The organism is Streptomyces sp. NPDC007901, assembly GCF_042959465.1.
Lineage (GTDB): Bacteria > Actinomycetota > Actinomycetes > Streptomycetales > Streptomycetaceae > Streptomyces.
In genome coordinates this window covers 1-20972 of the sequence record NZ_JBIBKW010000008.1, presented here as the reverse complement: position 1 = coordinate 20972, position 20972 = coordinate 1, and the positions used below count along the sequence as shown (strand labels likewise).

General features: G+C 72.2%; 25 protein-coding genes. 12 read left to right on the top strand and 13 right to left on the bottom strand.

The annotated features are described in order from the left end of the window. Positions 1–93: 93 nt before the first annotated feature. Both ACFZDK_RS25645 and ACFZDK_RS25640 read right to left on the bottom strand, forming a co-directional pair. On the bottom strand, positions 94–1446 hold the full coding sequence (locus ACFZDK_RS25645) for a solute carrier family 23 protein (protein WP_390975966.1): 1353 nt from the start codon (positions 1444–1446) through the stop codon (positions 94–96). 120 nt (positions 1447–1566) lie between these two features. Continuing rightward, entirely contained in the window at positions 1567–2910 is a 1344-nt protein-coding gene (locus ACFZDK_RS25640) for an FAD-dependent oxidoreductase (protein ID WP_390975964.1), read from the bottom strand. A 186-nt stretch (positions 2911–3096) separates the two neighbouring features. Here ACFZDK_RS25640 and ACFZDK_RS25635 point away from each other — a divergent pair, with 186 nt between their 5' ends. After that, complete coding sequence (locus ACFZDK_RS25635) at positions 3097–3582, top strand: DUF6214 family protein (RefSeq protein ID WP_390975962.1); 486 nt, start codon at positions 3097–3099, stop codon at positions 3580–3582. On the opposite strand, the gene ACFZDK_RS25630 is transcribed toward ACFZDK_RS25635, so the two are convergent. The 6 genes from ACFZDK_RS25630 to ACFZDK_RS25605 form a co-directional block, all read right to left on the bottom strand. Next, positions 3583–4251 (bottom strand): TetR family transcriptional regulator, encoded by a 669-nt coding sequence (locus ACFZDK_RS25630; RefSeq protein ID WP_390975960.1) that lies wholly within the window; start codon positions 4249–4251, stop codon positions 3583–3585. Between the two features lie 136 nt (positions 4252–4387). Next, a complete protein-coding gene (locus ACFZDK_RS25625; protein ID WP_390975958.1) occupies positions 4388–5110 on the bottom strand; it encodes an HAD-IA family hydrolase in 723 nt (240 codons plus the stop codon). A gap of 21 nt (positions 5111–5131) precedes the next feature. Continuing rightward, positions 5132–5473 carry a twin-arginine translocation signal domain-containing protein gene (locus ACFZDK_RS25620; RefSeq protein ID WP_390975955.1) on the bottom strand — a complete coding sequence of 114 codons (342 nt, stop codon included), beginning with the start codon at positions 5471–5473 and terminating at the stop codon, positions 5132–5134. A 98-nt stretch (positions 5474–5571) separates the two neighbouring features. Further along, positions 5572–6240 (bottom strand): phosphatase PAP2 family protein, encoded by a 669-nt coding sequence (locus ACFZDK_RS25615; protein ID WP_390975953.1) that lies wholly within the window; start codon positions 6238–6240, stop codon positions 5572–5574. A gap of 56 nt (positions 6241–6296) precedes the next feature. Continuing rightward, positions 6297–7232, bottom strand: a complete 936-nt coding sequence (locus tag ACFZDK_RS25610; RefSeq protein WP_390975951.1) for a M48 family metalloprotease — start codon at positions 7230–7232, stop codon at positions 6297–6299. A 95-nt stretch (positions 7233–7327) separates the two neighbouring features. After that, complete coding sequence (locus ACFZDK_RS25605) at positions 7328–7873, bottom strand: DUF5134 domain-containing protein (RefSeq protein ID WP_390975949.1); 546 nt, start codon at positions 7871–7873, stop codon at positions 7328–7330. Positions 7874–8027: 154 nt separating this feature from the next. Between ACFZDK_RS25605 and ACFZDK_RS25600 the strand changes: the two genes are divergently transcribed. Continuing rightward, entirely contained in the window at positions 8028–9674 is a 1647-nt protein-coding gene (locus ACFZDK_RS25600) for an FUSC family protein (protein ID WP_390975947.1), read from the top strand. After that, positions 9671–10255 (top strand): MarR family transcriptional regulator, encoded by a 585-nt coding sequence (locus ACFZDK_RS25595; protein WP_390975946.1) that lies wholly within the window; start codon positions 9671–9673, stop codon positions 10253–10255. Before ACFZDK_RS25600 ends, ACFZDK_RS25595 begins: the two co-directional genes overlap by 4 nt. A 30-nt stretch (positions 10256–10285) precedes the next feature. On the opposite strand, the gene ACFZDK_RS25590 is transcribed toward ACFZDK_RS25595, so the two are convergent. Together ACFZDK_RS25590 and ACFZDK_RS25585 are read right to left on the bottom strand one after the other, a co-directional pair. After that, entirely contained in the window at positions 10286–11050 is a 765-nt protein-coding gene (locus tag ACFZDK_RS25590; RefSeq protein WP_390975944.1) for a VOC family protein, read from the bottom strand. A 74-nt stretch (positions 11051–11124) separates the two neighbouring features. Further along, positions 11125–11517 (bottom strand): VOC family protein, encoded by a 393-nt coding sequence (locus ACFZDK_RS25585; RefSeq protein WP_390975942.1) that lies wholly within the window; start codon positions 11515–11517, stop codon positions 11125–11127. Between the two features lie 101 nt (positions 11518–11618). On the opposite strand from ACFZDK_RS25585, the gene ACFZDK_RS25580 reads away from it, so the two are divergent. Continuing rightward, positions 11619–12158, top strand: coding sequence for a GNAT family N-acetyltransferase (locus ACFZDK_RS25580; RefSeq protein ID WP_390975940.1), 540 nt, complete (start codon positions 11619–11621; stop codon positions 12156–12158). Between the two features lie 15 nt (positions 12159–12173). Here the strand turns inward: ACFZDK_RS25580 and ACFZDK_RS25575 are convergent, their stop codons facing one another. Continuing rightward, positions 12174–12860 carry a glycerophosphodiester phosphodiesterase family protein gene (locus tag ACFZDK_RS25575; protein WP_390975938.1) on the bottom strand — a complete coding sequence of 229 codons (687 nt, stop codon included), beginning with the start codon at positions 12858–12860 and terminating at the stop codon, positions 12174–12176. Between the two features lie 412 nt (positions 12861–13272). Here ACFZDK_RS25575 and ACFZDK_RS25570 point away from each other — a divergent pair, with 412 nt between their 5' ends. From ACFZDK_RS25570 to ACFZDK_RS25550, 5 genes are all read left to right on the top strand, one after another. Continuing rightward, positions 13273–14670, top strand: a complete 1398-nt coding sequence (locus tag ACFZDK_RS25570) for a DUF6421 family protein (RefSeq protein WP_390975936.1) — start codon at positions 13273–13275, stop codon at positions 14668–14670. Positions 14671–14711: 41 nt separating this feature from the next. Then, positions 14712–15458 carry an SDR family NAD(P)-dependent oxidoreductase gene (locus tag ACFZDK_RS25565; protein WP_390976488.1) on the top strand — a complete coding sequence of 249 codons (747 nt, stop codon included), beginning with the start codon at positions 14712–14714 and terminating at the stop codon, positions 15456–15458. Continuing rightward, positions 15455–16525 carry a beta-eliminating lyase-related protein gene (locus ACFZDK_RS25560; protein WP_390975934.1) on the top strand — a complete coding sequence of 357 codons (1071 nt, stop codon included), beginning with the start codon at positions 15455–15457 and terminating at the stop codon, positions 16523–16525. Before ACFZDK_RS25565 ends, ACFZDK_RS25560 begins: the two co-directional genes overlap by 4 nt. A gap of 83 nt (positions 16526–16608) precedes the next feature. Continuing rightward, on the top strand, positions 16609–17202 hold the full coding sequence (locus ACFZDK_RS25555) for a transglutaminase domain-containing protein (protein ID WP_390975933.1): 594 nt from the start codon (positions 16609–16611) through the stop codon (positions 17200–17202). Positions 17203–17212: 10 nt separating this feature from the next. Further along, positions 17213–17914, top strand: a complete 702-nt coding sequence (locus ACFZDK_RS25550) for a phenylalanine--tRNA ligase beta subunit-related protein (RefSeq protein WP_390975931.1) — start codon at positions 17213–17215, stop codon at positions 17912–17914. A 3-nt stretch (positions 17915–17917) separates the two neighbouring features. Here ACFZDK_RS25550 and ACFZDK_RS25545 read toward each other — a convergent pair whose 3' ends face one another. Further along, positions 17918–18646 (bottom strand): 1-acyl-sn-glycerol-3-phosphate acyltransferase, encoded by a 729-nt coding sequence (locus tag ACFZDK_RS25545; protein WP_390975930.1) that lies wholly within the window; start codon positions 18644–18646, stop codon positions 17918–17920. Between the two features lie 189 nt (positions 18647–18835). Continuing rightward, complete coding sequence (locus ACFZDK_RS25540) at positions 18836–19252, bottom strand: DUF4395 family protein (RefSeq protein WP_390975928.1); 417 nt, start codon at positions 19250–19252, stop codon at positions 18836–18838. Between the two features lie 102 nt (positions 19253–19354). Between ACFZDK_RS25540 and ACFZDK_RS25535 the strand changes: the two genes are divergently transcribed. The 3 genes from ACFZDK_RS25535 to ACFZDK_RS25525 form a co-directional block, all read left to right on the top strand. Next, positions 19355–19771, top strand: a complete 417-nt coding sequence (locus ACFZDK_RS25535; protein ID WP_390975926.1) for a thioredoxin domain-containing protein — start codon at positions 19355–19357, stop codon at positions 19769–19771. 214 nt (positions 19772–19985) lie between these two features. Beyond that, on the top strand, positions 19986–20495 hold the full coding sequence (locus ACFZDK_RS25530) for a flavin reductase (protein ID WP_390975924.1): 510 nt from the start codon (positions 19986–19988) through the stop codon (positions 20493–20495). Between the two features lie 218 nt (positions 20496–20713). Further along, on the top strand, positions 20714–20972 hold a 259-nt coding region (locus tag ACFZDK_RS25525), incomplete at its 3' end, for an electron transfer flavoprotein subunit beta/FixA family protein (RefSeq protein ID WP_390975922.1).

Below are 20972 nucleotides of genomic sequence, written 5' to 3'. Positions count from 1 at the left end.
GTCCTGCTGAGGGCGATGGCCTGGTGGGTCCGGCGCAGGGCGGCGGCGGGCAGGCAGGTCCGGGTCGCGGTGGATCTCGACGGCGTCGGCGGTCTAGGCGGCCTCGGCCCCGGCCGACACGCTGCCCGGGGCCGGGTCCGCCTTCGCGGGCAGGTGGTTGAAGAGCAGGTTCAGGACGATCGCGGTGAGGCAGCCCGCGCTGATGCCGCTGTTCATCACCGTCTGGAACCAGTCCGGGAACTTCTCGTAGACCGTCGGCACACCCACCGGCAGCACGCCGATCGCGACCGAGACGGCCACCACCGTCAGATTGTGGTTGTCCTCGAACTCCACCGACGCGAGGGTGCGCAGACCGCTCGCCGCGACCGTCCCGAACATCACCAGACCCGCGCCGCCCAGCACCGGAGCCGGTATCGCCGCGACCACCGCGCCCAGCTTGGGCAGCAGACCGAGCAGCACCAGGATGCCGCCGGCCGCCGCGACCACCCAGCGGCTGCGCACCCGGGTCATGCCGACCAGGCCCACGTTCTGCGCGTACGCCGTGTACGGGAAGGTGTTGAAGACCCCGCCCAGGACGGTCGAGAGGCCGTCAGCGCGCAGACCGTCGGCGAGGGAGCGCGGCCCGACCTTGCGGCCGGTCATCTCGCCGACCGCGATCAGGTCACCCGTCGTCTCGGTCATCGTGACCAGGGCCACCACCAGCATGGAGATGATCGCGGACGCCCTGAAGGTGGGCGCCCCGAAGTGGAACGGCGTGCTGATGCCCAGCCAGTCGGCGTCCCCGACCCCGCTGAAGTCCGTGAACCCGAACGGCACGGCCACCGCCAGCCCCACCGCGATGCCGATCAGGACCGCGATCCGGGCGAGGTAGGCGGGGGCGAACCGCTGCACGCCTATCACCACGGCGAGGACGAAGGCCGCCAGCGCCAGGTTCTTCGGCTCCCCGAAGTCCTTCGCGCCGGCCCCGCCCGCCGCCCAGTTGCCCGCGACCGGCAGCAGCGAGACCCCGATGATCAGGATGACCGTACCGGTGACCAGGGGCGGGAAGAAGCGCAGCAGTCTGCCGAAGACCGGCGCGAGCAGCATGATCGCCAGACCCGCGACGATCACCGAGCCGTAGATCGCGGGCAGTCCGCCGCCCGTCGTCCCGATGAGGACCATCGGCGACACCGCCGCGAACGTACAGCCCTGCATGATCGGCAGCCGGACGCCGAAGCGCCAGACGCCGACGCACTGGATGAGCGTCGCGATGCCGCACACCAGCAGGTCGGCGGTGATCAGATACGCCAGGTCGGCGGGCGACAGCTTCATCGCACCGCCCACGATCAGCGGGACGGCGACCGCGCCCGCGTACATCGCGAGCACATGCTGCAGGCCGAACGCGGCCAACTGCCGTACGGGCGGGACCTCGTCGACGGGATGGACGGGGGCGGTGGTGGTGGCCATGGCGACTCCAGAGCGGGGACGACATCCGGACAGCACGAGACCGTAAGCGGCTTGAACAGTTTGTTGATTTCCGACTCGTTGCCGATACGTGTCATGCCCACCGGATCGCGGTCGACTCCGCTACGACCTCGTGCGCGCCGCCGCCAGCAGGGAGTCCCAGTCGGCCAGCTTGACCACGCTCCGGCCGAGCCGCGCCCCGAGCGCCGCCTCGGCCCGCTCGATCGCCTGCCATCCCGTCCACTCGACCGGCTCGATGCCCGCCGAGCGCAGCGCGGCCACCGGGTCCCCGGCCACCTCCCGGCGCAGCAGCAGCGGCGCGTCCTCGAGCAGGGACATCACCGTCTCCTTGGCGTCCGGCCGGTTGGTGCCGATGACGCCGGTGGGCCCGCGCTTGATCCAGCCTGCCACGTAGTCGCCCGGCACGCTGAAGCAGCCGGCCAGGACCCGGCCCGCCGCGTGCGGAACGGTGCCGGTCTCCTCGTCGAAGGGGAGCCCGTCCAGCGGCACCCCGCGATAGCCCACCGAACGCAGCACCAGCTGCGTCTCGACCGTCTCGTACTGCCCGGTGCCCCGTACCCGGCCGCGCGCGTCGAGCTCGGTGCGCTCGAAGAGCACCGCGCCCACCCGCCCGCCGTCGTCGAGGATCTCGACCGGGCGCAGGAAGAAGCGGAGCCAGATGCTGCGCTCCGCGCCCCGGCCGCCGGCGCCGCCCCAGTTCCGCAGCACCTCGATGTTGCGCCGTTGGGCGGCGGGCAGCGCGGAGGGGTCGGCGTAGGCCGGGTCGAGCGCCAACTCGTCCGGATCCAGCAGGACTTCGGTGCCCGGCAGGCCGCCCAGCTCGCGCAGCTCCTTGGTGGTGAACCGGGCCTGCGAGGGCCCCCGCCGGCCCACCACGTGGACGTCTCTTATGCGGCTCGCCGCCAGTGCCGTCAGGGCCGCCTGCGGCATGTCGGTCGGGCTCAGCTCCGCCGCGCCCCGGGCCAGCATCCGCGCCACGTCGACCGCGACGTTGCCGACCCCGATGACCACCGCCGACCGGGCGTCGCGCACGAACCCGGCGTCGACCGCGTCCGGATGCGCGCTGTACCAGGACACGAACTCCGTCGCCGACCAGCTGCCCGGCAGCTCCTCACCGGGAATCCCGAGCCGACGGTCGGTGGCGGCGCCCACGCAGTACACCACCGCGTGGTACAGCTCCCGCAGCCGCTCCACCGGCAGCCCGCCCCGGCCCCCGACCCGTACCCCGCCGAGGAACCGCACCCGCTCGTGCTCCAGGACCGTGCGCAGATTTCCCTGCAGCGACTTGATCTTCTCGTGGTCCGGGGCGACGCCGTACCGCACGAGACCGTACGGGCACGGCAGCCGGTCCAGGACGTCCACGACCACGGTGGGGTCGAGCTGGACCAGGTTCTGGGCGGTGTAGCACCCGCTCGGCCCGGAGCCGACGACGGCGACACGCAACACGGGGGGACTCCTTGCCCGAGGGGCTGGTGGCTCCAGCATCCCACCGGCCCGACCGCCTCGACAGGGGCCGCAGGGGTGAAGCGGACGCGTGTCCGTCGGTTCGGAGTGTGATCATGAGGTTACGTTACGTACGTGCTGGAAACATCGTTTCTTAATCTTTCCGATCGGCGTGCGGAGGACGGCACGGTGTCCGTGTCGCCCGCCTGGGAGGTGCAGGAGCACACGGGAGCCACGGCGTGGTTCCAGGTCGGGCTGGTCTTCGGCGACGGCGCGCGGGTCGACGCGCTGGCCGTGGTGGCCGAGGGGCGGGTGTCCATCGAGGACGTCAAGGCGCGGCCCGCGCTCTCCCTGGCCGATCTGACGGTGCTCGCCGACTGGATCGAGGAGCCGCTCTGCAAGGCGTGCGGGATGGAGTCCTACGCGGACGAGGAGCCCGAAGAGGCCGAGGAGGGCGGCGAGTCGGGCGGTGCGCGGCGCGCCCGGCCGCCCTGGCCGCGCGGCATCGAGGGGCGCTGGCTGGTCGCCCAGGAGTACCGGGCCGCACAGGCGGAGGGCCTCGACCCCGTGCTCGCGGTGATGTGCGCGACGGGGCACAGCCGCCGCCGGTCGCTCCGGCTCATCGCGCAGGCACGCGACGCGGGCTTCCTGACGCCCGGTCACGCCCGCCGCTGACTACGGCCGTTCGGGCTCCCCGCGGTCCTCCGTGGCGAAGAACCGGGAGAGGTCCCGCCGTTCGGTAACGGGCGTGGAGTCCGGTGGCACACCCAGCTCCCAGTCGAGCCCGTAGCGTTCGAACAACTCCGCCCGCAGCGTCGGGATCGCCATCGGCACCCCGGGCACCAGCGCCGCGTACACCGCCCCCATCAGCAGGGCGCGCAGCATCGGGTAGTCGGCCGCGACCTCCTGCGAGCCGTAGCGGGCGACGGTCTCGCCCAGCAGCTCGGCGAGCCGGCGCTGCTCCGGGCACTGCACGAAGCCCTCCGCCTGCAGCAGCCCCGCCATGTGCTGGCGCATCAGCACCGGCCGCTCCCGCGCCAGTCCGAGGATCGAGTCGATGGCCCGGGCCAGCCGCTCCCGGCCGTCCTCGGTGTGCGGCTCCTGCTCCAGCGCCTCCTCCAGCGTGCGGTGCATCAGCCGGTGCACGGCGGACTGCACCAGCTGGCGCTTGCCGGGGAAGTAGTACGACACCAAGCCGCGCGCGGAACCCGCCCGGTCGGCGATGGCGCCCAGCGTGGTGGCCTCGAAACCGTGCTCGTCGACCAGCTCGACCGCGGCCTGGAGCAGCCGCTCCCGGGAACGCCTGCGCAACTCTTCATTGACCGAGGCGCTGCGCGGGGACATGCTGGAACTCCTGCGTTGACTGGCTGCCAGCCAACTATAATCGACGCAGTCGGCACCGCCCTGCGCGGGGCCTGTTCAGGGCTGCCGTCCGTCCGAGGCGACACGGGGGAGCGTCTCGGGCGGACGGCGCGACAGGTCAGGTCTGGGTGGGCGTGACCTGTCGGCGGGCCGCGCCCACCAGGTCGAGGACGGGCAGCAGCGCGTCCGGCCGTTCCGCCGCCGGCAGATGCTCCACGAAGTGCACCCGGCACCCGAGCGCCGCCGCCCCGCCGTCGGCGGGCCTGCTGTCCCCGACCATCAGCGTCTGCGCCGGCTCGGCCCCGAGCGCCTCCAGAGCGACCGTGAACAGCCGCGGATCCGGCTTCTGGACACCGTGTTCGTACGACAGCACGTACGCGTCCACGTAGGCGTCGAGCCCGTGCGCGCGGAAGACCGGGCGCAGGTCCCAGCCGATGTTGCTGACCACGCCGACCGCGATCCCGTGCGCGCGCAGTGTGCGGAGCACCTCGGCGGTGTCCGGGTACGGCGTCCAGGCGGCCGGGGACATGTGCCGCTCGTACAGCGCGTCGTGCAGGGCCGCATCCGGCAGCGCCACCCGGCGGGACAGCCCGGTGTACGCGGCCCGGTGCGCCTGCGCGCTCTCGTCCCGGACCGCCCACACCGCGGCCAGCTCCTCGGGCAGCTCGGCCGGGTTCGCCCCGCCGGGCTGCGCCCCGGCCATCTCCAGCGCCCGCGCCGCTCCCGCCAGCTCCTCCTCGGGGAGCTCCCTTCCGGCCTCGGCGAGCACCGTCCGCAGCCAGGAGTCGGTGGACTCGATACGGAAGAGGGTCCCGGAGAAGTCGAAGAGCACGGCAGTCATGCGCCGGACTCTACCTGCGGGTCAGTTCAGCTTGGCGGGCACCGGGGTGCCGTAGAAGCCGACCGCCGGCCAGCCCCGGCTGACGGCGAAGTCGCTGAGCAGATTCGCGAGTTCAACGGGGTCGATGTGGTTGCCCGACGCGTCCGAGGCGTTCGTCTCGACGCTGAACTTGATCGTCAGGTAGGTGTCGGCGTCGGCGATGCTGGAGCCGCCGGTGAAGAGCGTCCCGTCCGGGAACACCGCCGAGGCCGTCTCCGTCTCCGCGGCCTGCGCCTGCTCCGCCGATGTCGCCGTGCCGACCACCGCGCCGGCGGCCGCCGTCCCCGAGTATCCGAGCAGGGACCGTCTGGAAATGCTGGACAAAGTACCCCCTCCTTCAGCGGCGCCGCGGGAGTCTCCCCGGGCCGCCCGGCGATCGTAGGCACGTTGATCGGCCGGCCGGTCCCGAACGGGATCGTCCGCTAGTGAGGATGCTTCCGGCCGTCCCGCTCCCACTCGTACGCCAGCACCGCGAGGGCCACCACCAGGGCCCCGAGCAGCCAGCCGCCGAGCACGTCCGAGGGCCAGTGGACGCCGAGCCAGACCCGGGTCAGGCCGACGCCGACGACCGAGACCCCGGCCGCGGTCAGGGCCGTCCGCCACAGCGTGCGGCCGGTGCCGCCGCGGTGCAGCAGCCACAGCAGCAGGCCGCAGACCACGGTGGCCGTCATGGTGTGCCCGGAGGGGAAGGCGGCGTAGTGGGCGGAGTCGACCGGGTCGGGCCACTGCGGGCGGGGGCGGCCGACGGCGGCCTTCAGGGACTGCTGGGCGGCCGTGCCCAGGGCGCAGGTCAGGGCCAGCCACAGCGCGGTCCACCACGCCGAGCGCCGCCACACCAGCCACACCGCGACCGCCGCGCACAGCAGGCGCATGGTCAGCGGGTCCCAGACCCAGTCCGTCAGTATGCGCAGCACCTGGGTGGTGCCGTGGTCCGCCACGGCCCAGCGGTGGGTGGTGTCCGCGATGCCCTCGTCCAGCGCGACCAACGGGGGCCACTCGCCGGCGACGAGGGCGAGCAGCAGCGCCGAGGAGAGGGCGAGAACGGCGGTCGTGAGCAGTGGGGCGGGGCGGTCGCTGGCTGGGGGGCGCATGGCGTGATCTTTGCCGAATCATTGCCCGGAGGGCAATTCCCCCGATGGGTACGGCGTTACCCGAGCGCGCGCAGACCGGGCACGAGCGCCACCAGTACCGGGATCACCGGGACCAGGGCGGCCGTCGCGGTCAGCCGCAGCCGGTGCCGGGCGGGGAGGCGGTCCGGGGCAGTGAGCAACCGGTGGACGCGTTGCGGGACATGGGCGTGCGGGGTCGGGCCGGGGCCGAACACGCCCCGGTCCTCGTTGAGTTCGACCAGGGCGAGCGCGGTGGTGAGGCGGCCGTGCCGGCGGGAGGCCATGTCGTCGGCGGCCAGTTCGACCAGCCGGTGCATCTCGTCGCGGAACGCGGCGAACACCGGGACCTGCGGGAACCCGCCCGCCAGCGCGGCCGAGCAGTGCAGCAGCCAGTCGTGCCGGGCCTGGGCGTGACCCTGCTCATGGGCGAGCACGGCGTCCAGCTGACGGCCCTTCAGGCGGCGCAACGCGGCCGTGGTGACGACGAGCCGGGGCGCCGGACCGGGCAGCCACCAGGCGTCGGGCCGCTCGCCCTCCAGGACGACGAGACGGCCGCCTGCCGCTTCCTCGCCGGGCAGCAGCGGTGCGCGGACCAGGAGTTCGGCCTGCTGCTGCTGCCGCCCGACCCGGGCGCGCAGGACCTCACGCACCAGCATCGCCCCGCTCCAGAGCCCGGCACAGGCGAGGGTCACCGCGGTCGCCGCCGCCCACGGGCCGGTCGTACCGAGCGCGTAGGCGTCCATCACCCCGCTGGGGGCGCTCGCGAACATCTGCCCGCGCACCGCCTGCCAGGCCGCCGCCGCGCTCAGCGTCATCGACAGCGCGCAGCACAGGAGTACGGCCGCCACCACGCACTGCCACACCCACAGGGCGACCACCGGCTCCCGGTCCGACCAGTCGGCCCGGGCGAGCAGCCGGGGGCCGGCGACGGCGGTCAGGGCGCCGAGCAGCAGCAGTGCCACAGGGACCATCATGGCCAGCACCCTATGAGCGGGCGAGCGCTCAGGGGTACAGGCCATTGCGCCAAAGTGACGCAGGCAACGTTTGCGCCGGGCGTGCCGTCGGATGCTCACAGGGCCAGCAGCATCGCCACCATGCCGATGCCCATGGAGAGCCGGCACGCCCGCGCCAGTTCGGGCCGGTCGCCCCAGCGGGCCGCCCCGGTCCCGGCGGCCGCCACCGCGACCGGAACCAGCCGCGCACCGGACACCAGGACGTAACCGGTGAAGTAGAGCAGCAACGGCCCGGTCACCAGCGGGACTCCGGCGCCGCCGTGGTGGTGGGCGCCGGGGGAGGCCGCCATCACCACCGCCATGTAGACCATCGCCGCCGCCCCCACCAGGTGGTGCAGATGGTGCGGGCTGCTGCGGGCGCTCCACAGCGCGCGCAGCGCCGCCGCGCCGAACACCGCCGCGTACAGCGGCCATGCCCACGGCGGCGGTGTGTAGACGGTCGCGGGCACGGCCATCGCGGCCATGCCGAACCCCATCAGCGCCTCGCCGCCCGCGGCGCGCCGCTGTTCCTCGACGCTGCTGCGCATCCGCAGCAGGCAGTAGGCCCCGGTCGCCGCGCACAGCGCGACCAGCAGCCAGCCGGGCGAAGCCGGTCCGTGCACGCGCACCTCCCCGCTCGACGTCGCATCGATGGATGCGATGCCCCGCCGGTGTGGCGCGCACGCGGGCGCAAGGGTGTACACGGGGAGCATTCGGCGGAGCACAGCAGGTGAACGAGGTTGTTTTACGAGTAAAACACATGCTAAGTTCATGGGTATGAGCACCGCGACCCGACCCCTTCCCCTCACCGGGGTGCTGCGCCTCGGCCGGCCCTCCGACATCTGGTTCAAGCCCGCGCTCAGCGTGGTCGCCGCGGTCGCCCCGCCCAATCTGACGCTGTTGGCCCTCGGCCGTCTCGACCTGGCGATGTACACGATGGCCGGGTCGCTGTGCGCCCTCTACGGCCACAACCGCCCCTATCCCGCACGGGCCCGCACCCTGGCCCGGGTCGTGCTCGGCATGGTCGGCGGCCTCGCCCTCGCCCTGGTCGCCGCGTCGCTCACCACGAACGCGGTCGTCCTGGTCACCGTCGGCGCGCTCATGGCCGCCGTACAGAAGACGCTGTGCGACGCCGGCCGGGTCGGCCCGCCCGGGAACGTGGTCCTCACCTTCATCACCTCCGCCTCGCTGTTCGCCCCGCAGAGCCTCGGCCAGGTACCCGCCCATGTCGGCCTCGCGCTGGCGGCGGGCGCCTGGGCCTGGCTGGTCGGCATGGCGCCCGGGCTGCTGCGCCCGCACGGCCCCGAACGCCGGGCCACCGCCCACGCCCTGAACGCCACCGCCGCCTACGCGGCCACCCGCGGCACCGGCGACGGCCACGCGAAGGCCCGTGCCGCCGCGGCCGCCGCCGTGCAGGCCGCCTGGCAGTCCCTGCTCGCCACCGGCGCCCGCACCGACCGCACCCGGCGCGCCCTGGAACACCTCGTCGTCCGCGCCGAGGTCGCCCTCGCCGCCCCCGCCGACGCCGACCCCGGGCGGCTGCGCGGCTGGGCCCGCGACCTGCGCGGCACCGGACGCATCCCGCGGGTGGCCGGCGCCGACGACGAACTCCTCGGCATCGACGCCGAACTCGCCGCACCCCCGCGCCCGTTGTGGCACCGGCTCGGCCCGCTCGCCCCCCTCGCCGCGCGCACCGCGCTCGGCTGCGCCCTCGCCGGCTACGCCTCCCTGGCCCTCGGCGTCGGCCGCCCCTACTGGGCGCTGGTCACCGCCGCCTCCCTCTACCAGGCCAATGTCACCCTCACCTGGAGCCGGGGCGTCCAGCGCGTCGTCGGCAACCTCCTCGGCGTCCTGGTCTTCGCCGCCGTCGTCCCCTTCGCCCATCTGCACCCGGCCGCCCTGGTGCTGTGCTGCCTCGCCTTCAACTTCGGCGCGGAGGCGCTGATCGGCCGCAACTACTGGCTCGGCAGCGTCTGCGTCACCCCGATGGCCCTGCTCATCACCGAGTTCGCCCGCACCCAGGACGCCGGGCAGCTGATCACCGAGCGGGTCGTGGACACCCTGGTCGGCGCGCTCGTCGGGTTCGTGACCGCGATCGTCGTCACCAACCGCCGGGCCGGCGACGGCATCGAGCACGCCCTGACCGCCGTCGAACGGGCCCGGGAGCAGGCCGCCCGGCTGCTCGCCGAGCCGCAACCGGCCCCGCGCGCCCTGGAGACCGCCCGGCGCACCCTGTCCGCCGCCCTGGCCGACCTGCGCGCCGCCACCGACGCCGCGTCCGGCGAGTGGTGGCAGCGCGCACTGCCCCAGGAGCGGGTCGTGCTCGCCGAGCAGTCCGGACACCGTACGCTCGCCGCGACGGTACGACGCCAGGAACCGCACTCCTGGGACGGCGCGAGGACAACGGAGGACGTACGGCCATGACGGCGACCAACGGACGACCGGCGGCCGGCAGCGACGCGGACAGAGGCGCGGGCGGGGGAGCGGGACGGGGGGCGGACAGGGAGGACACGGTCGCCGGTGTCGTCCGGCAGTGGCGGTCCGTCCACCCCGAGCTGGACACCGCGCCCATGGAGGTCATCGGCCGGATCAACCGCTGCGCCGCCCTCCTCCAGCAGGCCGAGGACGCCCCGCTGCGCCGGGCGGGCCTCAGCCGCCCCGAGTTCGACCTGCTCGGCGCGCTGCGCCGTACCGGCCACGAACTGACCCCGAGCGAGCTGGCCAAGGAGACCTTCTCCTCCGGCGCCGCCGTCACCAAACGCCTCAAGCAGCTCACCGAGCGGGGCCTGGTCGAGCGGCGTGGCGACAGCCGGGACCGCAGGGTCGCCCACCTCCGCCTGACCGACGCCGGCCGTGACCTCGTCGACGGCATCCTGCCCGAGCAACTCGCCTACGAGACGGCCGTGCTGTCCGTCCTCGCCCCCACCGGGCAGGGCGAACTGGCCGGGCTGCTCGCCGAGTTGCTGGGACGGCTGGAGGGCCGGATGGGCGCGCTGCGGGCCTGACGGCCGCGCCGCGGACGCGCGGCCGTCGGCTCAGCTCTCCTCGTCCTCCGTGAAGACACCGAACACCGCTCCCCGCGGGTCGGCCAGGACGGCGATGCGCGGACCGTCCGGCACCGTCATCGGCTCCGCCCGCACGGAACCGCCCGCCGCCACGGCCGCCCGTGCCGTCGCGTCGACGTCCTCGGTCGCGAAGTACGGCAGCCAGTGCGCGGGCACCTCCGGCGGGTACCGGTCGCCCATGTCGGCCATACCGCCGAACTCCTGCCCGCCGACGGCGAACTCCGTGTACTGCTCGGAACCCTGGGTGCCCCAGCCGAAGACCGTGGTGTAGAAGTTCCCGGCCCGGCCGGTGTCCCGGGTCGCCAGCTCCACCCAGCCGAGCGTGCCGGGCGCGTTGAGCAGCCCGGCGCCCGGGAACGCCCGCGCCTCCCACAGCTGGAAGGCCGCGCCGGTGGGGTCGAGGGCGACCGAGAAGCGGCCCGCGTCGAAGATGTCCATCGGGCCGACGACCACCGTGCCGCCGGCCTCCTGAACCAGCCGCGCGGTCACGTCCGCGTCGGCCACCGCGAACGACACGTTCCACGCGACCGGTTGGGACTCCTGGTACAGCGGGGTGAGCGCCGCGACCGCCGCATCGCCGAGATGCGCCACGGTGTAACAGCCCGCCGCCTGTCGCGGGTCCGTCTCCGGACGCCAGCCGAACAGCTCCGTGTAGAACCGCTTGGCGCCTTCCAGATCGTCGGTCCCCAGCTCCGTCCAGCAGGGTCCACCCGGCACCGGCTTGTCGAACTCCATGGCCCCTCCTCACACGGGATCTCCCCTCCGACGCTAGACCCCGCCTGTGACAGCGGCCATCGGGAAGCCGTGCGCTAGATCCCCGGCCGGTACCGCAGCGGATGGTCGGCCGGTACCTCCACCAGCACGATCCTGATGCCGTCCGGATCTGCGATCCACATCTCGACCAGGCCCCAGGGCTCCCGGACCGGTGGACGCACGATCTCCACGCCCCGCGCCAGCAGCTCCTCGTGCGCCGCCGTGACGTCCGCGACCTGCAGCCACAGCTGTACGCCCGGCGAGGCGGGCGCGTCGGAGCGCCCGGAGACCTCCAGGAAGCCGCCGCCGAGGAAGTAGACCGTGCCGCGCTCCGGGCCCGTACCGAACTCGCGGTAGACGGGGAGGCCGAGCCGCTCGCCGTAGAAGGTGCGGGAGCCCTCGGGATCGGTGGGGTGGAGAAGGGTTCGGCTGCTCAGTACGTGCACCATGCAACGGGAGCCTAGTGCCACCCGGGGGCCGGAACCCGGAGCGGACCAGCGGCGTTAGGCTCGTCCCCGGCTCACCGCGCCCGAGATCGGAGTACCCGCCCATGGAGAACGCCGCCGCCGGCCTGACCTTCCGCGACGCCACCGACGCCGACGTGGACGTGCTCGTCGCGCTGATCGAGTCGGCGTACCGGGGTGACGCCAGCCGGGTCGGCTGGACCACCGAGGCGGACATCCTGGACGGGCAGCGGACCGACCCGGAGGGCGTCCTCGAGGTGATCAAGACCCCGGACGGCAAGCTGCTCGTCGTCGAGCAGGAGGGCCGGGTCGTCGCCTGCTGCCAGCTGGAACACCGCGGCGCCCACGCCTACTTCGGCATGTTCGCGGTCAGCCCCGCCCTGCAGGGCGCCGGCGTCGGCAAGGTCGTCATCGCCGAGGCGGAGCGCCGGGCCCGGGAGGACTGGGCCGCCACGGAGATGCACATGACCGTGATCTCGGTGCGGAACGACCTGATCGCCTGGTACGAGCGGCGCGGCTACCGCCGTACGGGAAGGATGACACCGTTCCCGTACGGCGAGGAGCGCTTCGGCATCCCGCTCCGCGACGACCTGCAGTTCGAGCTGCTGGTCAAGCCGCTGGTGTGACGTCCCGGCCGCAGGTCACGCGGTGAAGCGGGCGGTGCGTTTGATCTCCGGGTAGTCGGTCGTCGCGCCGTCCAGCTGCAGCGCGCGCACCAGCCGCAGGTCGTCCTGGGTGTTCACCACCCAGCCGATCACCCGCAGATCCGCCTTGCGGGCGCGCTCGACGACCTCCAGGGTCAGCCGCCGGATGTTGAGGCAGAGGGTCTCCGCCCCCGCCTCCTGAGCCCGCTCGACCACGTCGGTGCCGATGGGCAGGCTGGCGATCAGCGCGGTGCGCACACCCGGCACCAGCCGGGCGATCTCGGCGACGGCCTCGTCGTGGAACGACGACACCTCCACCCGGGACACCAGGTCCCGCCGCAGCATGACCTCGGCCAGCGCGCGGGCCGCGGCCACGTCCTTGATCTCGGCCTGCAGCGGCGACCGTACGGCGTCCAGGACCTCCTCGAACACCGGCACCCGCTCGCCCCGGCCGGCGTCCAGCGCGCGCAGTTCCTCCAGGGTCTTCTCGGCGATCGGGCCGGTGCCGTCGGTCGTGCGGTCCACCTCCGCGTCGTGCATGACGACCAGGGTGCCGTCCTTGCTGAGGTGGAGATCGAGTTCGATCAGGTCGAGGCCGGCCTGCTGGGCGGCGACGAAGGAACGGAGGGTGTTCTCGGGCTCGACGCCCATGACTCCGCGGTGACCGATGGTAAGGAAGTTCAAGATTCAACTCGCTTCCGTCGACGGCGGCGGTGGGGGCACGCGCGCGGGCCGTACGACGGACGTCGCTGTCCACGCGGTTGGGCGCAGCCTAATGGCCGCTCGCCTCGATGAACCCGTACGTACACGGGGGATCGGTGTGCCGGGCGCACGGCGTCTGGCCCGTGCCCGCGTTCGCGGTCACCCGGGGGTGGGCGCGTCCCGCCGCGCATTGACCGGCCGGATCCGTCCGGTCCCGCGGATCTGACGCCCTCTCACCGTTCGTAGTGGATGTGAGCGCATTCACGGTTTAGCACAGGAAAAAACGCGGTGAAGATGGGGTGCCGCAGGATAATTTCCTGAGGGCCCCCTTGCTGGGAGAAACCCCGTATGCATACGGTGTCCTTACGTGAGGTTCTGCCGTAGAGGATGGGTCATGACGGAAATTCTTGTGCAGGTGGGTTCGGAGGGGCAGGTTCCTCCCGTGGCCAGGGTGGTCGAGCACCCGGCGTGGCCCGTGCTCAAGAAAGCCGTGGAGCGGATCCGGCCATGGCAGTCCATGGACGGTTCGATCGACTTCGACGCCGAGGGCGCGCCCGCGCGGGCCGACGCCGAGACGGCCGTACGGCGTGTCGTGGAGGCCGTGGCGGAGCTGTCCCCGCTGCTCCCGCACGACGCCGACTACCACCGCGCCCTGGCGGCGGACCTGCGGCGCTGGGCCGACGACGGCTTCCGGGTGCCCGACTTCCTCGACTCGCTGCTGGCCTTCCAGCCCGCGGCCGGCCGCGCGGACGGCCTCCAGCACCTGGTCGTCTTCCCGATGTACACGCAGAACGGCAACCCGGACCGCAACCTGGAGGCGGTCGTGCTGCGCATGGTCTGGCCGGACTGGCTGGCCGAGCTGGAGCGCACCCGCTACGACAACCCGCTGTTCTGCGGCATCACGTTCGAGGACTTCACGGCCGGCTACGACACCAACTCCGCCGTCCTCTTCCCCGAGACCATCGCCGTGCGCGAGGCGCCGGAACGATTCTCCTGGGGCGGTATCTTCTGCGACCGCGAGGCCGCCCGCTTCCGCCGGGTCACCGACGCGGCCGTCGACATCCTCGGCCTGAGCCTGCCGGAGGACATCGCCGCCATGGTCCACGACCAGAAGCGCTGCGAGGAGGCCTTCGTCCTGTGGGACATGATCCACGACCGCACCCACAGCCACGGCGACCTGCCCTTCGACCCGTTCATGATCAAGCAGCGCCAGCCGTTCTGGATGTACGGCCTGGAGGAGCTGCGCTGCGATCTCACCGCCTTCAAGGAGGCCGTGAAGCTGGCGGCCGACGGTGTCCCGCAGGCCTGTGACGTGCAGTACGCGGTGCTCTTCGACCGCATGTTCCGCTTCCCGGTCACCGGCGACCGCGTCCGCAACTACGACGGGCTCGGCGGCCAGCTGCTCTTCGCCTACCTGCACAAGCACGACGTGGTCCGCTGGACCGACAACAAGCTCGCCATCGACTGGGAGCGCGCCCCGCAGGTCACCAACCAGCTGTGCGCCGAGATCGAGAAGCTGTACAAGGACGGCATCGACCGCCCGAAGCTCGTCCACTGGTTCGCCGGGTACGAGCTGGTCGCCACCTACCTGGCCCCGCACCCGGGCTCCAAGTGGGCCAAGGGTCCCGAAGCCCTGGACCTGACCCTCCCGCCGCGCAAGCTCGTGGACGACGTGCTTCCGGACGAGTTTCCGCTGAGCATGTTCTACGAGGCCCTGTCCAGGAAACTGAAGAACGTGATCGCAGAGACCAAGGGCATCACGGCGGACAGCGCCGAGCCGGTCGCCGCGTGAGCGACCGGCACCGGAACACGGCTCAAGAGGGGAACGACATGGTGGGCAACGGGGCTCTCAGTGGTGCGGTGATCGCGGTGGCCGGCGCGGGCGGTCCGGCGGGGCGTGCGACGCTGATGCGGCTGGCCGAGGCCGGCGCGACGGTGGTCGGGGCCGACAACGACCCGCAGCGGCTGTCGGAGGCCGTGGACGCGGCGCGGTACGCGTCCGGCGGCGCGAGCGTCACGGGTGACACGGTGGACCTGCTCGACCTCCAGTCCACGCGGGACTGGGCCACCCACATCGAGAAGGACTTCGGCCGCGTCGACGGTCTCGTCCACCTGGTGGGCGGCTGGCGCGGCAGCGAGACCTTCACCAAGACCAGCCTGGACGACTGGGACTTCCTGGAGCTGCTGCTCGTCAAGACCGTGCAGCACACCTCCCTCGCCTTCCACGAGGCGCTGCAGCTCAGCGAGCGCGGCCGGTACGTCCTGATCAGCGCCTCCGCCGCGAGCAGGCCCACCGCGGGCAACGCCGCGTACGCCGCGGGCAAGGCCGCCGCCGAGGCGTGGACGCTCGCTCTGGCCGACTACTTCCGCAAGGCCGGGGGCCCCGAGGGTCCGACCTCCGCCGCTGCCATCCTGGTGGTGAAGGCGTTGGTGCACGACGCGATGCGCGCCGAGCGGCCCAACGCGAAGTTCGCGGGCTTCACCGACGTCAAGGACCTGGCCGAGGCCATCGAGGGCGTCTGGCACAAGCCCGCCACCGAAGTGAACGGAAACCGTCTGTGGCTGACCGAGAAGCCGTGAACCCCCCGAAGACCGACGCGCGTCGCCACCACGACCCGCAGGTCCGCGGTTTCGCCAGTGACAACTACGCCGGAGCCCACCCCGAGGTGCTCGCCGCCCTGGCCCTGGCCAACGACGGCCACCAGGTGGCCTACGGCGAGGACGAGTACACCGAGCACCTCCAGCGGATCATCCGCAGCCACTTCGGGGCGAGTGCGGAGGCCTTCCCGGTCTTCAACGGCACCGGCGCCAACGTCGTCGCGCTCCAGGCGGTCACCGACCGCTGGGGCGCGGTGATCTGCGCCGAGAGCGCGCACATCAACGTCGACGAGGGCGGTGCCCCCGAGCGCATGGGCGGCCTCAAGCTGCTCACCGTGCCCACCCCCGACGGCAAGCTCACCCCGGAGCTGATCGACCGGCAGGCGTACGGCTGGGACGACGAGCACCGCGCGATGCCGCAGGTGGTGTCGATCACCCAGAGCACCGAGCTGGGCACCCTCTACACGCCGGAGGAGATCCGCGCGATCTGCGAGCATGCCCACGCGCACGGCATGAAGGTGCACCTGGACGGCTCCCGGATAGCCAACGCGGCGGCCTCCCTGAACGTCCCGATGCGCACCTTCACCAACGCCGTCGGCGTCGACATCCTCTCCCTGGGCGGCACCAAGAACGGCGCGATCTTCGGCGAGGCGGTCGTGGTGATCAACCAGGACGCCGTCAGCCACATGAAGCACCTGCGCAAGCTGTCCATGCAGCTGGCCTCCAAGATGCGCTTCGTCTCGGTGCAGCTGGAGGCTCTGCTCACCAAGGACCTGTGGCTGCGCAACGCCCGGCACGCCAACGAGATGGCCCAGCGGCTCGCCGAGGGCGTCCGGGCCGTGCACGGCGTGGAGATCCTCCACCCGGTGCAGGCCAACGGAGTCTTCGCCCGCCTCCCGCACGACGTGAGCGTGCGCCTCCAGAAGCGCTTCCGGTTCTACTTCTGGGACGAGGCCGCCGGGGACGTGCGCTGGATGTGCGCCTTCGACACGACCGAGGAGGACGTGGACGCGTTCGTGGCGGCGCTCAAGGAGGAGATGGCGCGCTAGCCCCAGCCTCGCCAGTGCATAGATATGCGGTCACCTGAAAAGTAATTGACTCTCGGGTGATCGCATTCCTATGCTCTGCGGACATGGAGCTGATCCAGAACACCGCCGACCTTTCCGCGTACTTGGCCGCCGACGAGGTCATCGACCATCACCATCCCGTGGTCCGGGAGACGGCCGCCCGGCTGGCCGCAGGGGCCGTGGACTCGTATGCCTATGCGCGGGCCGCGTACGAATTCGTACGGGACACCGTCCCGCACTCCCAGGACTCCGGCGACCTGCACGTGACCTGGCGCGCCTCGGACGTGCTGGAGCGGCGCACCGGCATCTGCTACGCCAAGGCCCACGCCCTAGCCGCCCTGCTGCGCGCCGAGGACATCCCCACGGCCCTGTGCTACCAGCGGCTGGCGCACGACGGCGGCGCCGGCCACGCCGTGCACGGCCTGGTCGCCGTCCGCTTCAACGGCGCCTGGCACCGGCAGGATCCGCGCGGCAACAAGCCCGGCGTCGACGCCCGGTTCTCCCTCGACGGCGAACGGCTGGCCTGGATCCCCGACCCGCAGTCCAATGAGATGGACTACCCGGTCCTGTACGCTGAACCTCACCCGGCCGTACTGGGCGCGCTGCAGACGGCGCCCGACCGTCCGGCTCTCTGGAAGACGCTCCCCACCGCACTCTGAGGCAAGGCAGATGACTCTCACGCTCACCGTGTCCGACGAGGTGCGCGCCCTCGCGCCCGGCTTCACGCACCTCGCGATCGAGGCCCACGGACTGGTCAACGGGCCCAGCACCGAGGCGAGTTCGGCCCTCCTCGACGACGCGGCCCGGCGTCTCGCCGTACGCCTGGACGGGCGTGCTCCGCACGAGGACCCGCACATGGCTTCCTGGCGCGCCGTCTACACGGCGTTCGGTTCCAAGCCGTCCCGCACCCGCAACTCGGCCGAGGCGCTGGCCAGGCGGGCTCTCGCGGACGGCGGCCTGCCCCGCATCAACCTGCTCGTGGACCTGTACAACGCGATCAGCGTCGCCCACCTGATCCCGGTCGGCGGCGAGGACCTCGACCTGATCCAGGGCGGGATGCGCCTGGTGCGCGCCACGGGGGAGGAGGACTTCGTGACCGTGGCCGGGGGCGAGGAGAGTGTCGAGCACCCCGACGCCGGGGAGGTCGTGTGGTGCGACGACGAGGGCGTCACCTGCCGTCGCTGGAACTGGCGCCAGGGCCCGCGCACCCGCCTCACCGAGCGGACGACCTCGGCCGTCTTCCTGCTGGAGACCCTCGCCCCGATGCCGGTGCCCGAGGTGGCGTCGGCGGGCGCCGAACTCGCCGAGTTGCTGGAGAAGTTCAGCCCGGGCGCCCGCATCGAGGTGCGCGCGCCGGAGTCGGCGGGCTGAGGCTCAGATCGCCTCGGCCGCCTTGAGCTGGTCCACCGTGGGGGCCGTGCCGCCCAGGTGTGCCGGGAGCCACCAGGTGTCGGTCGCGTCCTTCGGGCGGGCGGGGTAGGCGCGCTGGGCGGCGTCCAGGAGGTCCTGGACCCGCTCGCGCAGACGGCGGGTGATGGCGCCCGCGTACTGCTCGCGCGAGGCCTCGACCGGCTCGCCGACCCGGATGGTGATGGGGATGTGGTTGCGCTTGAAGTTGCGCGGCTGGCCCTTGGTCCAGATGCGCTGGGTGCCCCACAGTGCCATCGGGATCAGCGGGACGCCGGCCTCCTGGGCGAGCCGCGCCGCACCCGACTTGAAGCTCTTCAGCGTGAAGGACTGGGAGATCGTGGCTTCCGGGAAGACGCCCACGATCTCACCGGACTTGAGCGAGTCCAGCGCGTGCTGGTAGGCGGCCTCGCCCTGCGTGCGGTCCACCGGGATGTGCTTCATCCCGCGCATCAGCGGTCCGGAGATGCGGTGCCGGAACACCGACTCCTTCGCCATGAACCGCACCAGCCGCTTCTGCGGAAGGGCCGCCAGGCCGTCGAAGACGAAGTCCAGATAGCTGATGTGATTGCTCACCAGCACAGCGCCGCCCGAGCGCGGGATGTTCTCGGACCCCTGGCAGTCGATCTTGAGGTCCCAGACCTTGAACAGCGTCTTGGCGAAACCGATGACGGGACGGTAGACCAGCTCTGCCATGGGTGGGACGGACCCTTTCTGCTTCTGCCTGGGGAAGGGGCTCCCGGCGGGAAAGTTACGCAGCCGTAGGTTTACGGCGTCTCGCAGATCGTGCCCGAAGAACGGACGGGGAGCCAGCCCTGGTGCCCGGGCGCGGCGAGATTCTCGTCACGTTGGCCCCTTGATCCACCTCGCGCTTTTAACCCGCCTTTACTCCGGGCGCGCCGTCAACCGCCGCATGAGCAGGAACATCTCGCAGCCCAGGCAGTACCCGAACGCAGCATTGAGGAAGGCCGCGGCGAGCGCGAGCCCGGTCGCCGCGAGCCCCAACCAGGCGGCGCCCAGCGCGAATCCGACCAGACCGAGTCCCGCGAAGACCAGTCCGACCGCCTGCGCGAACCGCGGCGGCTCCGGCGGCTCGAACTCCGCAGGAGGGCCGAGCCGGGGCCGTACCAGGGTCCGGAAGACCCAGCCGTACGGCGAACGGTGCACACCGCCGGCCGCGCCGAGCGCGAACGCCAGTGTCTGCCAGGCGAGGATCCAGGGGCTGCGGGAGATCAGTGCGACGGCCAGCACGACCGTCGTCACGGCCGCGCCGAACCGCGGCCCACGTGCGTCGATGTCCATGAACCAAGGATTCCGTCCCGTGAGCCGGTAGGGGAGTCGGGAATCTTTGCAGTCTTGTGAACGCTGAGCCCGGTGGGCGCGGGTCTCGTCGATGCTGGTGCGATGACGACCGGACTGGTGGTGTGCCTGGCGGTGCTCGCGGCGGCGAGCGGATACGGAGTGCTGCACAAGCGGCGGAGCGGGAGGGTACGGGTGCGCGGGCGGGACGACGGCAAGCGGCTCGGAGCGGCCGAACTGGGGGCCGAACTCGGCGAACGGGCCACGCTGGTGCAGTTCTCCAGCGCCTTCTGCGCCCCTTGCCGGGCCACCCGGCGGGTGCTCGGCGAGGTCGCCGGGATCGTCCCCGGGGTGGCCCACGTCGAGATCGACGCCGAGGACCATCTGGACCTCGTGCGCGAGCTGGAGATCCTCAAGACGCCCACCGTGCTGGTGCTCGACGCGGACGGCCGGGTGGTCCGCCGGGCCACCGGACAGCCCCGCAAGGCCGACGTCATCGCGGCACTGGGAGAGGCGGTCTGACGGGTATGCCGATGACGGTGAGGCAGCTCCCATATCCCGGAACGTACTTGACTGGGCGCACCACCTATCGTCAGCCTGACCGTATGCCTCACGAAATCCTTCTCTACGGGCGGGTCCATGTGGACCTGGCCCGCACCGCGAGCGCGCGCTGTCCGGGTCGCTGAGCACCCCGGACCCTCCTCCACGCCGCCTCCCGCAGACGAAGGACAACTCCATGACGGCCACGCCCGACCTCGGCACCCCTCAGCTCGCCTCTCCCGACCTGCTCCGCTCCGCCTTCCGGCGGCACGCGGCCGGTGTCGCGGTGATCACCGCGCGCGGCGCCGACGGCCCGGTCGGCTTCACCGCCACGTCCCTCACCTCCGTCTCCGCCCAGCCCCCGATGCTCTCCTTCGGCGTCGGCACGGGTGCTTCCAGCTGGCCCGCGATATCCACCGCCGAGCACATCGGTGTCCATGTCCTCGGCGAGCACCAGGAGGAGCTCGCGGCCACCTTCGCGCGCAGCGGCGCCGACCGGTTCGGGGCGCCCACCGACTGGCGCGAGGAGCATGCGGGGGTCCCGGTCCTGGACGGCGTCCTGGTCTGGCTGGTGTGCCGGATCGTCGCGCGCGTGCCGGCCGGTGACCACCGCATCGTGCTGGCCGAGGTGGTCCTGGGCGACTCCTCCGGCGCCGGCCGTCCGCTCCTCTACCACCAGGGCGGGTTCAACGGACTGCGGGATTGATCACGCGCCCCTCGTTCTGCGGACGCGTCGAGTTCCGGTTACGCTGCGTTGCGAAGGTCACAGTTCAAAGCGCTTGCTTAGCGGGAGCGAGCTGGGTGTACTGGTGAGTAATATTTCGTTCGGAGCGCGCGGCCGCCCCGACCGGGATGAGCCGCTTGAGGCGCCTATGCTGCCTGCAAGAGGCAGCCCAGAAAAGACGATGCAGTAGGAGAGCCGGCGTGAGTCTGAGGATCGTTGTCACTGTGAAGTACGTGCCCGACGCCACGGGCGACCGGCACTTCGCCGATGACCTGACCGTCGACCGGGACGACGTGGACGGTCTGCTCTCCGAGCTGGACGAGTACGCGGTGGAGCAGGCCCTGCAGATCTCGGAGAACTCCGACGACGACGTCGAGGTGACCGTGTTGACGGTGGGTCCCGAGGACGCCAAGGACGCGCTGCGCAAGGCGCTGTCGATGGGTGCGGACAAGGCGATCC